This is a genomic window from Allocoleopsis sp. (assembly GCF_036703385.1).
In the GTDB taxonomy this organism is placed as follows: Bacteria; Cyanobacteriota; Cyanobacteriia; order Cyanobacteriales; family Coleofasciculaceae; genus Allocoleopsis.
The window spans coordinates 1-13,276 of record NZ_DATNPA010000186.1 but is presented as its reverse complement, the minus strand read 5'-3'; the positions used below and the strand labels follow the sequence as shown (position 1 = coordinate 13,276).

General features: G+C 48.8%; 9 protein-coding genes. 5 read left to right on the top strand and 4 right to left on the bottom strand.

Annotated elements, in window-relative coordinates; translation table 11 throughout:
* Positions 1-77: 77 nt before the first annotated feature.
* Positions 78-266 (bottom strand): hypothetical protein, encoded by a 189-nt coding sequence (locus V6C93_RS09490; protein ID WP_333476412.1) that lies wholly within the window; start codon positions 264-266, stop codon positions 78-80.
* 198 nt (positions 267-464) lie between these two features.
* Here V6C93_RS09490 and V6C93_RS09485 point away from each other — a divergent pair, with 198 nt between their 5' ends.
* Positions 465-692, top strand: a complete 228-nt coding sequence (locus V6C93_RS09485; protein ID WP_333476411.1) for a KGG domain-containing protein — start codon at positions 465-467, stop codon at positions 690-692.
* Positions 693-912: 220 nt separating this feature from the next.
* Here V6C93_RS09485 and V6C93_RS09480 read toward each other — a convergent pair whose 3' ends face one another.
* Together V6C93_RS09480 and V6C93_RS09475 are read right to left on the bottom strand one after the other, a co-directional pair.
* The gene (locus V6C93_RS09480; RefSeq protein WP_333476410.1) at positions 913-1,887 is read right to left on the bottom strand and encodes a heme o synthase; all 975 of its coding nucleotides are present in this window, start codon (positions 1,885-1,887) and stop codon (positions 913-915) included.
* Between the two features lie 216 nt (positions 1,888-2,103).
* Positions 2,104-3,054, bottom strand: a complete 951-nt coding sequence (locus tag V6C93_RS09475) for a heme A synthase (protein WP_333476409.1) — start codon at positions 3,052-3,054, stop codon at positions 2,104-2,106.
* Positions 3,055-3,864: 810 nt separating this feature from the next.
* On the opposite strand from V6C93_RS09475, the gene V6C93_RS09470 reads away from it, so the two are divergent.
* The 3 genes from V6C93_RS09470 to V6C93_RS09460 all read left to right on the top strand — a co-directional run bounded on the left by V6C93_RS09470 (position 3,865) and on the right by V6C93_RS09460 (position 7,506).
* Positions 3,865-4,887 carry a cytochrome c oxidase subunit II gene (locus tag V6C93_RS09470; RefSeq protein ID WP_333476408.1) on the top strand — a complete coding sequence of 341 codons (1,023 nt, stop codon included), beginning with the start codon at positions 3,865-3,867 and terminating at the stop codon, positions 4,885-4,887.
* A gap of 133 nt (positions 4,888-5,020) precedes the next feature.
* Positions 5,021-6,781, top strand: a complete 1,761-nt coding sequence (ctaD, locus tag V6C93_RS09465) for a cytochrome c oxidase subunit I (RefSeq protein WP_333476407.1) — start codon at positions 5,021-5,023, stop codon at positions 6,779-6,781.
* A gap of 101 nt (positions 6,782-6,882) precedes the next feature.
* Positions 6,883-7,506 carry a heme-copper oxidase subunit III gene (locus V6C93_RS09460; protein WP_349262661.1) on the top strand — a complete coding sequence of 208 codons (624 nt, stop codon included), beginning with the start codon at positions 6,883-6,885 and terminating at the stop codon, positions 7,504-7,506.
* 309 nt (positions 7,507-7,815) lie between these two features.
* Here the strand turns inward: V6C93_RS09460 and V6C93_RS09455 are convergent, their stop codons facing one another.
* Positions 7,816-9,039, bottom strand: coding sequence for a transposase (locus V6C93_RS09455; protein WP_333476406.1), 1,224 nt, complete (start codon positions 9,037-9,039; stop codon positions 7,816-7,818).
* Positions 9,040-9,221: 182 nt separating this feature from the next.
* Here V6C93_RS09455 and V6C93_RS09450 point away from each other — a divergent pair.
* On the top strand, positions 9,222-13,276 hold a 4,055-nt coding region (locus V6C93_RS09450; RefSeq protein WP_333476405.1), incomplete at its 3' end, for a protein kinase.

The window sequence follows — 13,276 nt, the reverse complement described above, 5'->3', positions numbered from 1 at the left end:
CAATCTCACAAATGATTTCGGATTGCTATACCAACTGTATTGAGAATTACAAATTGACTTAATGCAACACTCATTCTCTAGTTAGAAGCCAGGACAAAATACCAGCCTATATCCTGCTGAGGCGGCAGTATTTCCGCTATACGAGGAAGCTTCAACTGAAATCTGAACATCAGTGACTTAGCAATAGGTTGTAACTGCGCTAGGTAAGAAGCAACAGCCTGATAGACGGTATTTTTGAGGAGGTGAATTACTAGAACAGATTTCATCCAAGAAGTTTTAGGGAATAACCCAAGTTGCGTGTGTCGTCAACCAGTAACATAGGACACATGTTTAGGAAAACTGGGAATTCATACCTAACTCGTGAGGCACAGATAGTTCTTGTTCCCTAGGGGGAAGAAGTAGGGGTTTTTCTTTCTTAGACTGAATGAGTTAACTACAAAAATTCAAACACTTGGAGATGTGTTATGTCAGATACAAGTAAGCGTGGATTTGCCTCAATGGATGAGGACAAGCAAAAAGAAATTGCCAGCAAAGGTGGAAAGGCGGCGCACGAGAAAGGAACAGCACATGAGTTTACTTCAGAAGAAGCTAAAGAAGCTGGTCAGAAAGGAGGCGAAGCAGTAAGTCAAGACCGCGAACACATGGCTGAAATTGGTCGAGAAGGTGGCAAACAAAGTCACAAAAATGCCTAGAGTTAATACACCTAGCTCATCCTAAAAAATTGTGCATTACAGAGAAGAACCCCCCGCACGTGCGGGGGGTTCTTCTAAATAAACTCTTATTACCGCTTTATAAATTCGTAAGTCCTATAGAGTCTATCAGATTAGTAGAGATCAAATCCGCTTGAACCAAATAAATAAGGGAGCAAGATGCTCCCAGGAATTGTATTTTGACTAACTTGCAATCCGCCCGCTAACTAGCCATTGAGATGGCACTAATTAGGGTTTGCAGATTTTCCGTAAATCTAGTGGTTAGATGTTGCGTGATTGGCAAGCTATCAACAACCATTCCAGTACATAAAAGCATCATGTAAAGGATGGAGTATTTAAACATCGATCGCGCAACTTGCTTATCCTTGGGTGCCTGTAAGAGTTGCCATGCTTTTTGCAGGAAAATGATACCCAACCATAATGCGATCGCCCCATAAATCACGCCTGATGTTCCCAAGGGATAAATCAACAACAGGGAAACGGGGACAACTAGCAGCGTGTAAATCCAAATCTGACGAGTTGTAGACTCTTCGCCTGCAACAACTGGCAGCATCGGAATCCCGACTTTGGCATAGTCATCGCGAATCATCAACGCCAATGCCCAGAAGTGGGGAGGTGTCCACAGGAAGACAATGGCAAACAGCAACCAAGCTGTCCAACTCAGTTCACCCGTAACCGCTGCCCAACCAACGAGTGCGGGAATTGCTCCTGCTGCACCGCCAATCACGATGTTTTGGGGAGTATGGCGTTTGAGTAAGTGGGTATAAATTGCCATGTAGAAGACAATGCCGGACATGGCTAAAAGGGCAGCCAACAGGTTGGCGAATACAGTCAGTAGGGTGAAAGAGAAGGAGGCTAATGCGATCGCGAACAACAGGGCATCACGCGGCTGCACCTTACCCGACGGAATGGGGCGATGGCGGGTGCGCTCCATATCATAGTCGATGTCGCGATCATAAATGCAATTGAGGACTTGGGCAGAAGCGGCAGCTAGGGTTCCACCAACAAGGGTTACTAGCAGCAAAAAGGGGTCTACTCGTCCCTCCGATGCCATCCACATCCCAGCTGCTGTGGTAATCAGCAGCAGTGGAATGATTCGAGGCTTGGTCAGTTGATAGTAGCTTTGAATAACTTGCAGGAAGTTTTCATGTTGACGGGAGACACTTGTCCCAACCATTACTTCACCAATTTCCTTTTTTTGAAACAATACGCGCCCTGTTTTCAACAGAAGTCTGAAGAGTGGTAGCGTTGCGGCGTGTTAGCGCAGTATGAAGTATGAAGTTCAAAGCCATTCTGTTTCTAACAACAAGGTTAGTCAAGTTGAGGGCACTCTGTTTTCATCCTTTATCCTTAGCCTTTAATAAAGCCGTAACGCAGTCAGACTCGAATAGGTTTAGCTAGCAGCGGCGGCATCTGGGATAATGCTATTTATCTCGCTAGCATTCGCACGGTCACGCAACGCCAAGACTGTAAACGCTACCAGGGTTCCCAGTAAAGCAGCCCCCACAGCTTGATGGGAGACGGTCAGCACTTCAACTTGCAAGTGTAACCAAAACGTGGCAACACCTAGGATGATTTGTAATACCACCAATCCCCCAGCTAAATTCGCCAACCCCCGCAGAGTGGGGTGGAGTGCTGGTGTCCGCCATGCCATAAACACAATCGCTAAGGTTGCCAAGGTGGCGGGTACCACACCCGCAATATGGCTATTCATCACAGCGCACAGTTGATATCCGCCAAAGCATTGATGCAAGGCCCACTGGGAGCCTACTAATCCGCCTAAGAGACTCTGCACATAAACTATAATCGCCGCCGTTAAGCCGACCCAAGGCAGCTTACCTACAGCACCGGTGGCTTGGTAGGGCATGAGCGCTGTACCAATCACTAGCATAGTGTTGAAAAATAGCAGCGCACATCCCAGATGGGCGGTGACGATATCAAACCGGAGCAGTTGTGTAACTGTTAAGCCACCTAGAACGCCTTGGAAAATAATGAGACCTAATGCAAATGTAGACGCCCAAGGCAGCCAGTTCGGTAAGGAGCGTCGGTACCACCAAGATAGCCCGGAAAGCGCGATCGCACTCAAACCAATCAAGGCGGCATCCAGTCGGTGAAACCACTCTAGAAACACTTGAAGATTCATCTGTTGGCTTGGCACTAGCTGACCGTAGCACAAAGGCCAGTCAGGGCAAGCGAGACCCGCATTCATCACCCGTGTTGCACTACCCACAGCCATCAACAGTAGCGTCGCGATCGCAATTTTCCAGACAAAGCGACGGATACGGTCTTTCGGCTGAGACGGCTCTTGAGTGGTATCCGACGGATAAAGGACTGATTCAGCCATAGCACCAATTGCAATCCAAATTTAACTCAACTTGTTTTCACAGACGTCCGCCGTTAACCTTACGGATATCGCGGGAGACACTGACCTTGAGAGTATCTGCTCATCCACCACTTAACAGGCTTGCCTCGGAAGATGGGCAGACTCCACTTACCACTCTAATGACGCTATCGGTAGAGCTGATAGAGTTTTAGAGATTTTTCAGATTGTGAGCCTATCCATACAACCCCTCTTGACTCTGTATAAAACTGCATATTTTCTTCTTTACACAAAGCGCTCACTGGCTCAGTGATTGTAAAGACTCTCTGCTCTTACTGGGCGATCCCAAAGAAATTGCTAAAAGATTGCTCAAAACAAAGCGCCTTTATCGTCTTTTACTGATAACCTGGCTTACCGTAGTAAAGGACTAAAACGGAGAAGCTAAAGACTCAAAGTGCCAATCTGAGGTTAACCTGGAGAAAACATGTAGACAAATGCCCTCCTTCAAGACTCAGCTTATCCCTTTTGAGGGAGTGCAATTAGCGATTCTAGCAGTGTAATAAGCTAGGGACGCATACCTTAGGGAAGAAAAAACAAACCCATAAGGAGGAAGCTGCAACACCAGTACTTTACTCGTCGCAGCGATCAGCGACACCAGAATGTATGGCCTCAACGACCCCATCTGTTAAGGGGGTCTGAACTAGAAAATCCAACCTTTTACTTTTAAGGGATTTAGGAGTGTCATCCTGACCCGCTGCTTTACTTGTGGGCTTGAATTCTCGCCACTCCTGCTCTGAATGAAGTCTTGTAGAAACTCCTAAACTAGCTCACACCGTGAACATTCCAAGTCAAATTGCAACCCTGCTGGCTGGCATTGTCTTGACCCTGATCAGTCTGTGGTATGGACAAAACCACGGTCTAATGCCAGTGGCAGCATCTGACGAAGCTTCCCAAGTGGACGCCCTCTTTAACATGATGATGACCATTGCCACAGGTCTGTTTCTGCTGGTAGAGGGCACACTCATCATCTCGGCTATTCGATACCGCCGCCGCAAAGGTGACAACACAGATGGCCCCCCGGTTCATGGCAATATTCCTCTAGAAATTGTTTGGACAGCAATTCCTGCTGTCACCGTCCTGATCATCGCAGTCTATAGCTTTGAGATTTACAACTCAATGGGAGGGCTCGATCCGATGGTGTCTCATGACCACCATCACGCTCCGGTTGCCCATACCAATTCTCCAGGCAATCCTGGCAAAAATCTCCTTGCTCTCGATCCCAGTCGAGGCTCAATAGCCTTGGGACTAGGTGCTTCTCCAGAACATCAAGGCGAAGTTGTCCCCCTGAGTGTTAATGTCATGGGTCTGCAATATGCTTGGCTTTTTACCTACCCAGAAAGTGGTGTTACCACAGGGGAATTGCATATCCCGGTCGGACAAGAAGTACAGCTCAACATCACAGCGCAAGACGTTCTGCACGCCTTCTGGCTGCCAGAGTTTCGCCTCAAGCAAGACGCAATTCCAGGACGTGACTCTCAACTGCGCTTCACACCGAATAAAGTGGGTCAGTATCCCATCGTCTGTGCCGAACTCTGCGGTGCCTATCATGGCGCAATGGGAGCTCAGCTTTTCGTCCAGACTCCAGAAGAATTCCAGGCATGGCTTCAAGAGCAGCAAGCCGTTGCTAGTAACGAGACTCAGGATAAAACTGTTGCTGCTAATTCTGCCGAAATGTCGAGTAACGAGTTTCTTGCTCCCTATACCCAAGAGATGGGGATTTCATCGAAAACTCTGGAGCAATTGCACTCCACCCCTGAGCATATGGCTCAGCATTTAGCAGTTAGCAATCAGCTGTAATGGGTTATTGGTTGTCCTTGAAGAGTTGTAGGTTAACAGGTTACAGGTTGGCACGTTGTTCATAACCTTCAACCTTCAACCCTTGAAACCTTCAACTCTTTAACCAACACACAACAGACAACAGATAAAGCGCATGACACAAGCAGAGCTTCAAGAACAAGCCAATAAGCCTGCCCACGCCCCAGGACATGGCGCGAGGAGATGGCAAGATTATTTCACCTTCAACACCGATCACAAGGTCATTGGGATTCAATACCTGGTGGCTGCGTTCTTCTTTTTCTTTGTCGGTGGCATACTGGCAACAATCATTCGTGTGGAACTGGCAACCCCGGCTTCGGATTTTGTTAGCCCTGAAAATTACAACCGCATCTTTACCATGCACGGGACGATCATGATCTTCCTGTGGGTCGTCCCGGCGGGAACGGGTGGCTTCGCCAACTATCTGGTTCCCCTAATGATTGGGGCAAAGGATATGGCATTCCCTAAGTTGAATGCCGTCGCCTTTTGGATGAATGCTGTTGGTGGAATATTGCTCCTCACGAGCTTTTTTGTTGGGCCAGCCGAGGCGGGTTGGACGTCCTATCCACCCTTGAGTACGATCGCTAGTAAGGCGGGTGAGGCAATTTGGATTCTCAGCATCCTGATTGCTGGGACTTCGTCAATTTTGGGCGGTCTGAACATTGGCGTCACCATCCTCAAGATGCGGGTGCCAGGAATGAGCTTGAATCAGATGCCGTTGTTCTGCTGGTCGATACTGGCAACAACAGCCCTTCAATTGCTGGCTACACCTGTGCTGGCAGCGGCTTTGATTCTGCTTTCTTTTGACTTACTCGCAGGGACAACGTTTTTTAACCCGACAGGCGGGGGAGACCCAGTGGTTTACCAGCATATGTTCTGGTTTTACTCCCACCCAGCGGTTTACATCATGATTTTGCCCTTCTTTGGGGCGATTTCGGAAGTGATCCCTGTACATGCTCGCAAGCCGATTTTTGGGTATCGTGCGATCGCATATTCTAGTATCGCCATTAGCTTTTTAGGGCTACTGGTGTGGGCACACCACATGTTTACCAGTGGTACTCCAGGCTGGATGCGGATGTTTTTTATGATCGCCAGTATGATCATTGCCGTGCCCACTGGGATTAAAATTTTCAGCTGGTTGGCAACACTCTGGGGAGGCAAAATTGCCTTGGAGAGTCCCATGCTTTTTGCGATGGGCTTCATCTCCGTATTTGTGATCGGGGGCATTACCGGGGTAATGGTGGCCTCAGTGCCCTTTGATATTCACGTTCACGACACTTACTTTATTGTTGCCCACCTCCACTACGTCTTGTTTGGTGGCAGTGTTCTCGGACTTTATGCCGGGTTCTACCACTGGTTTCCGAAAGTAACAGGGCGGATGTACAACGAAACCCTGGGTCGAATTCACTTTATACTCACCTTCGTGGGTTTCAACTTGACATTCATGCCCATGCATGAATTAGGTCTGTTGGGAATGAATCGACGCATTGCCATTTACGATCCGAAGTTTCAAGCCCTCAATGAGCTTGCTACAATCGGCGCAATCATCATGGATACTTCGATTATTCCCTTCATTATTAACGTCTTTTGGAGCCTAGCTCGTGGCGAAAAAGCCGGAGACAATCCCTGGAGAGCGTTGACCCTAGAGTGGATGACCAGTTCACCACCTGCGATTGAAAACTTTGACGGAGTGCCCGTTTTAGCGACTGGCCCTTATGACTATGGCATGGGCGATCGCGAATATCAGACCTATGTGCCCTTGTCTGATGAGCGGGAACCCGCTTTAGCCGCAGGCCCCAAATCCGCGTTACGAGCTGACCCCGATCCAACGGTTGCTGTCAATCCCGAAGACCGTCAACCAAAGGATAAAGAATGAAGATGAAAAAATATTGGGTCGCTCAAACACAGGGCGAGGTGATGACTTCTCACTCATGGTTCATACTTCATACTTCCCAGTTCATACTTCTTTAGCGGTTTATGCAAGGTTCAACAATTGACGAATCGAAAACAGCCCTAAATTATCACAACGCCCCGGAGGCGGGTGTTCATCACGAGGAACATCCCGACTTCCGCATGTTTGGGGTGGGCGTGTTCCTGGTGGCTGAGAGTATGATTTTTCTCGGCTTGTTTACGGCTTTCCTGATCTATCGTGCGCTCCTGCCTGCTTGGCCTCCGGAAGGAACGCCAGAATTAGAGCTTCTGTTGCCAGGAATCAATACCTTGATTCTGATTTCCAGCAGCTTTGTCATGCATCGAGGCGACACGGCGATTAAGAAGAATGATGTATCCGGACTGCGGTTCTGGTACATTCTCACCGCGATTATGGGTGCAATCTTTCTCGTTGGGCAGGCTTATGAGTATGCTCATCTTGGTTTTGGCCTAACCAATAATGTGTTTACCAGCTCATTTTTTGTTCTAACTGGCTTTCACGGTTTGCACGTCACGGTGGGTCTGTTGCTAATCTTAGCGGTGTTGTGGCGATCGCGAAATCCAAGTCACTACTCTGATAAAGAACACTTTGGCCCAGAAGCAGCAGAACTTTACTGGCACTTTGTTGATGTCGTGTGGATTGTTCTGTTCACACTGGTGTATTTGCTTTAAGTATTTCTTCAGCTGATTAACGCTGTATCACTTATGAAGCCTCCAACTGGGGGCTTTTTCATCTTCAGGGGGTTATACCATGTCCCCTCATAAAACCACACTATGCACTAGTTTGTAGTGAGGACTTTATTCCTCTCGGAGTGGCGCTGAATCGCTCGCTACAAACCTGAGCGATCGCTAACTTGCTCATTGAGTACTAATACTTAGAGACGCCCTTGAGTTGGCAGAAGCCATCAATCAGTAGCAAAGAGAGCCGTCATCGATCACTTTTTTTCAAAGCAACGCTGCCCAGCTCTGCCAAGTTGACACTCACCCGGCCTTCCAGGGCGGGGATTCTTTCTTCATGGGGAGCGCAACCGCTTTACCCTCAGAAAGCATCTTGACGGTGTGTCCCACCGCTGCAAGTCCACGTATGCAGACTACTTGTGCCGCTGCCACGTCGCGATCGGTTGTGTACCCGCAGTGGTGACAGTGGTGGACTCGTTCAGACAACTCTTTCTTGCCCGTCTGTGTGAGGCATTGTGGGCAGATTTGACTTGTCTTCTTACTATCCACCTTTAGGAAAAATACATCTCTCTTACGGCAACATTGCTCTAGAACGTTGAAGAATTGACCCCAGCCTGCATCCAGGCAGTGTTTGCCAAGGAAGCCCTTAGCTAGCCCTTTTAGGTTTAAGTCTTCAACAAAAATCGTTCCAGCCCAATCACACAGATTGTGTGCTAGTTCCCAGTGATAATTTTTCCTAACATTGGCTATTCTTTCATGCAATTTACTAACTTTGAAAAGTGCTAGTCGTCGGTTATTGCTTCCCTTGACCTTTCTTGATACACTTCGTTGCAGCAATTTAAGCTTGCTTTCAAGCTTCTTAAAAGGACGTGGATTAGGGAAGATTTGCCCGTTTGAGACAGCAGCAAAATGGCTAATCCCGACATCAATCCCAATCGCTTCGCCATGAGGCAAAATATCAGGCACTTCAACCGCCCATTGCAGGGTGAGCATGGCATAGAAACCACTTGCTCGTTTTACAATTCGGACTTGTTTAAGTGTTGCCCCATCAGGGATAGAGCGTGATTGGCGGAATTTTACCCAGCCGATTACAGGCAGTTTTATTGAACCGTTCTTGATACAATCCTTTCCTATTTGTGGAAAGACAAATGAGCGCATGGTTCCTGCTTTTTTAAAACGAGGAAAACCGTGAGATTGCTCCCACATACTCACAAACGCTTGCTCTAAACGCTTCAGAGTTTGCTGTAGTACCTGTGAGTGTACCTGTTGCAAGCTTGGTGAGGTTTGTCTGTGGGCAGTTAGTGCCTTGCACTGACTAGCAAAAGTTGGACGCTTGCTATCGGCTGGGATTATGTACTCATGACGAAGTGAGCAAGCATTTATCTGACAGCTACGGGATTTGAACCAGTCCTTTCTTTCAGCTAGCGCATAGTTATAAACGCGCCTACATTGTTCTAGCCATCCGTCAAAAGTGACTATCTGTTGTGATGTGGGCTTGAGCTTAAACTCGTAGGTCAGACTCAACACTTGCATCACCTCCTTGCACCATTATACAGTCGTCTTAACTATCGTTAAGATGATTTTTAAAAGTTAATAACCTTGAAAGAAAAAGCCGCCTTGGAAGGGCGGGGCTTTAGACCCAATTTGTTCGGTAAACAGCTACTGTTAGGATATAGCCATTATCTGGCACAAAGGTAGGGGACGATGCCATGCCAACAGGGGCTTCCACCACTTGGAATGTCGGAGATACCATCCTAGATCTATATAAAGTTACCGATATTCTGGGTGAGGGCGGGTTTGGCACAGTTTACAAGGTGCGACATCAGGGATGGAATATTGACCTAGCCGTAAAAAGTCCGAAGCCAGAAATTGTGGCAGCAGCAGGGGGTGTGGAGAGTTTTGAGCGTGAGGCGGAGACTTGGGTAAACTTGGGGCTGCATCCTCATACCGTTAGCTGTTACTACGTGCGACGCATTGAAAGCAGTCCCTTGATATTTGCTGAATATGTGGCGGGGGGAAGTTTGCAGGATTGGATTGGCGATCGCAGACTTTATGTAGGTGGGTCGGCAGCATCCCTAAAACGTATTCTTGATATTGGGATTCAGTTTGCCTGGGGGCTGCATTACGCGCACGAGCAGGGGTTGGTTCACCAGGATGTGAAGCCAGCTAATGTGATGCTGACTCCTGAATGTGTGGTGAAGGTGACAGATTTTGGTCTAGCTAATGCAAAAGCTATGGCGGCTAGCCTGGGAGAGGCTGATGGGGGGCATCACACTCTAATAGTGGCGGGTGGCGGTGCGATGACGCCCGCCTATTGCTCTCCGGAACAGGCAAACGGTGAAACCCTGACACGACGCAGTGATTTGTGGAGTTGGGCGTTGTCTGTCTTAGAGATGTTTCAAGGAGGGCGAAGCTGGCAGTTCGGTACTGTAGCGGCTGTGGCGCTGGAGAATTATCTGGAGTCAGGGACAGAAGACCCCCAATTACCCCAGATGCCAGAGTCAGTGGCTCAGTTGCTGCGATGCTGTTTTCAAGGTAATGCAAATGAGCGCCCTCACAATATATGGGAAGTTACCAAACAGCTGCAAGAGATTTACGAGCAGGTGACGAGAGAAGCTTACCTGCGCCAAGAACCCAAGGCCGGCAAAGACACAGCGGATACTCTCAACAACCGGGCGGTGTCGTTGCTGGACTTAGGCAGGCAGGATGAGGCATTGCAGTTGTGGGAGCAGGCGCTCTCCTTTCAACCCCACCATCCTGAATCGACTTACAATCGAGGTTTGATTTTGTGGCGATTGGGCAGGATTGACAGCAGTACTCTCGTCAGAGACCTGGAGCAGTCGCAGCAATCTTACCTAAAATATTGGGTCACTGACTATCTTCTAGGATTAGTGCATTTAGAGCGCAACAATCCAGAGGCGGCACTCAAGACTTTAGAGGCGATTCAAGGAGTAGATGCACAACAGGAGGAAGTCCAAGCAGCGCTGACACTCGCGAAGAAGCGCTGTATACGTACCTTGACGGGACACAAAGACGGGGTCAACTCAGTCTGTCTGAGTGCAGATAACCGCTTGGCTCTGTCTGGAAGCAAAGACCATACAGTAAAGCTGTGGGAGGTGGCAACAGGGCGCTGCCTGCGTACCTTTGAAGGACATATAAGCTGGGTAAATACAGTCTGTCTGAGTGCAGATAGCCGCTTGGCTCTGTCTGGGAGCAGTAACTATACTCTGAAACTGTGGGAAGTAGCCACAGGTCAATGTATCCGTACCTTTTATAGACATACACCCAAGGTGAATTCAGTCTGTCTAAGTGCAGATAGCCGATTCGCTGTGTGTGGGTGTGATGACTCTAACTTAGAGTTGTGGCAGGTGGACACAGGTGGCTATCTGCGTAGCTTTGAAGGACACAAAGACGGGGTCAACTCTGTATGTCTGAGTGCAAATAGCCGCTTGGCTCTGTCTGGAAGCAATGACTTCACTTTGAAGCTGTGGGAGGTGGCAACAGGTCGCTGTCTACGTACCTTTGCCGGACACACAGGCCAAGTCAACTCTGTCTATCTCAGTAAGAATTGCCGCTTGGCCTTGTCTGGGAGTGACGATCGCACTCTAAAGTTATGGGAGGTAAGTACAGGCCGCTGCCTACGTACCTTTGAAGGACACACAAGGTCGGTTTCCTCAGTTTGTTTAAGTACAGATAGCCGCTTGGCTCTGTCTGGGAACAGTGGTCAAACGTTGAAGTTGTGGGACGTAGCTACAGGCAGTTGTCTACATACCTTTGAAGGACATAAATCTTGGGTTAAGTCTGTCTGTCTAAGTACGGATGGTCAATTTGCCATATCCGGAAGCCATGACCATAACATCAAGCTGTGGACACTTAAGGACATAGAAATAAAGCACTATCGAGCGCCAATGATGTTGTCCCGAATTCTCACAGCTGAAACCTTCCTCTCGATCAGTTTGACTTACGAGCGGGAATTGGAACAAGCACGAGCCGCCAAGCAGCGGGGGTACTATGTAGCAGCCGCTCAACATCTGCGCAAGGCGCGATCGCAACCAGGATATAGCCATCGTGAAGAAGCGGTCAACATCTGGACTGAACTCTATGTGCGCCTGCCTCGCAAAGCATTCCTTGGCAGCTGGGAAGGTATCACATTTGCCGAAGACTCAAGGCAGGTTTCTTCAGTCTGCTTGAGTGGGGATAGTCGATTCGCCTTGTCTGGGAGCAATGATGATACCCTAAAGCTGTGGGAAGTCGCTACGGGACGCTGTTTGCGTACCTTTGAAGGGCATACAAGCTCAGTCAACTCAGTTTACCTGAGTGCGGATAGCCGAATTGCCCTATCTGGTAGCAGTGACCATACTCTTAAGCTGTGGGAAGTCGCCACGGGACGCTGTCTACGTACCTTCACACGACACAAAGACTGGGTTTTTTCAGTCTGCCTGAGTGCAGATGGTCAATTCGCTGTGTCTGGTAGCTATGACCGAACCCTCAAATTGTGGGAAGTCGCTACGGGGCGCTGTCTGCGTACCTTGGCAGAACATATAAGCCCGGTGTACTCAGTGTGCCTGAGTACAGATGGTCGATTAGCCCTGTCTGGTAGCCATGACCATACTCTGAAACTGTGGGAAGTCGCTACGGGGCAGTGTCTGCGTACCTTCGCAGGACACACAGATGGCGTTTTTTCAGTCTGCCTGAGTGCAGATAGCCTATTTGCCCTATCTGGTAGCCATGACCGAACCCTGAAATTGTGGGAAGTCGCCACAGGACGCTGTCTGCGTACCTTGGCAGAACACACAAGCCCAGTGTACTCAGTCTGCCTGAGTAAAGATGGTCGGTTGGCTCTATCGGGTAGCCATGACGGAACCGCGAAACTGTGGGAAGTCACTACAGGGCGCTGTCTGCATACCTTTAAAGGATACGCCTATAAAGGAAATACATACGAGGCGAACTCAGTTTGTCTGAGTGGGGACTGCCGCTTTGCCCTGTCTGGTAGCCATGACCGAACCCCAAAACTGTGGTTTTTAGACTGGGAACTAGAAGACCGCCAACCTGCCAACTGGGACGAGGGAGCACGACCCTATCTGGAGACTTTCCTGGAGCAACATATCCCCTACGTTGCTACCCTACCAAAAGACCGCGAACCAACACAGGAGGAGATTACTCTAGCACTCACCCGCCGTGGCACCCCCACTTGGACTGAAGAGAACTTTCAGAATCTGCTTTATACCCTTAGCTGCGTAGGTTACGGCTGGCTGCGACCTGAAGGAGTGCGCCAGCAGTTGGAAGCAATGACGACGATGGAGACATTGGTAGCACAACCGTACAAGAGCGCAGGAGCAGCACAACAGTACAACAGCAGTGAAGAATTTCCAAATTACTCATTGCCAACTGCCAATTCTCAATCGGAGCAGGTGCCAACCAAAGTCACGCTTGTTGTTACCAAAGGCAGCCTCAAAGGTCAGGAATTTGTCTTCAACTCACGCACTACTTGCATTATTGGTCGTGCCAAAGACTGCTATCCTCGATTGCCCAATGCCGAAGACCGTAACATTATCTCCCGCTATCACTGTCTGCTGGACATCAACCCTCCTGACATCCGGGTGCGCGACCTCGGTAGTCTCCACGGTACTTACGTCAACGGCGAAAAAATCGGACAGCGTCAACCCAACCAAACCCCAGAAGAAGCGGCTCAACTTAAGTTTCCAGAATACGATGTCAAAGACGGTGATGAAATCAAGCTGGGTAACACGACATTCCAAGTCAA

Excerpts from the sequence above, each read along its gene's own strand:
- V6C93_RS09480 (WP_333476410.1), bottom strand. The coding sequence starts at position 1,887 with ATGGTTGGGACAAGTGTCTCCCGTCAACATGAAAACTTCCTGCAAGTT.
- V6C93_RS09485 (WP_333476411.1), top strand. The coding sequence starts at position 465 with ATGTCAGATACAAGTAAGCGTGGATTTGCCTCAATGGATGAGGACAAG.
- V6C93_RS09475 (WP_333476409.1), bottom strand. The coding sequence starts at position 3,054 with ATGGCTGAATCAGTCCTTTATCCGTCGGATACCACTCAAGAGCCGTCT.
- ctaD (WP_333476407.1), top strand. The coding sequence starts at position 5,021 with ATGACACAAGCAGAGCTTCAAGAACAAGCCAATAAGCCTGCCCACGCC.
- V6C93_RS09460 (WP_349262661.1), top strand. The coding sequence starts at position 6,883 with ATGCAAGGTTCAACAATTGACGAATCGAAAACAGCCCTAAATTATCAC.
- V6C93_RS09490 (WP_333476412.1), bottom strand. The coding sequence starts at position 266 with ATGAAATCTGTTCTAGTAATTCACCTCCTCAAAAATACCGTCTATCAG.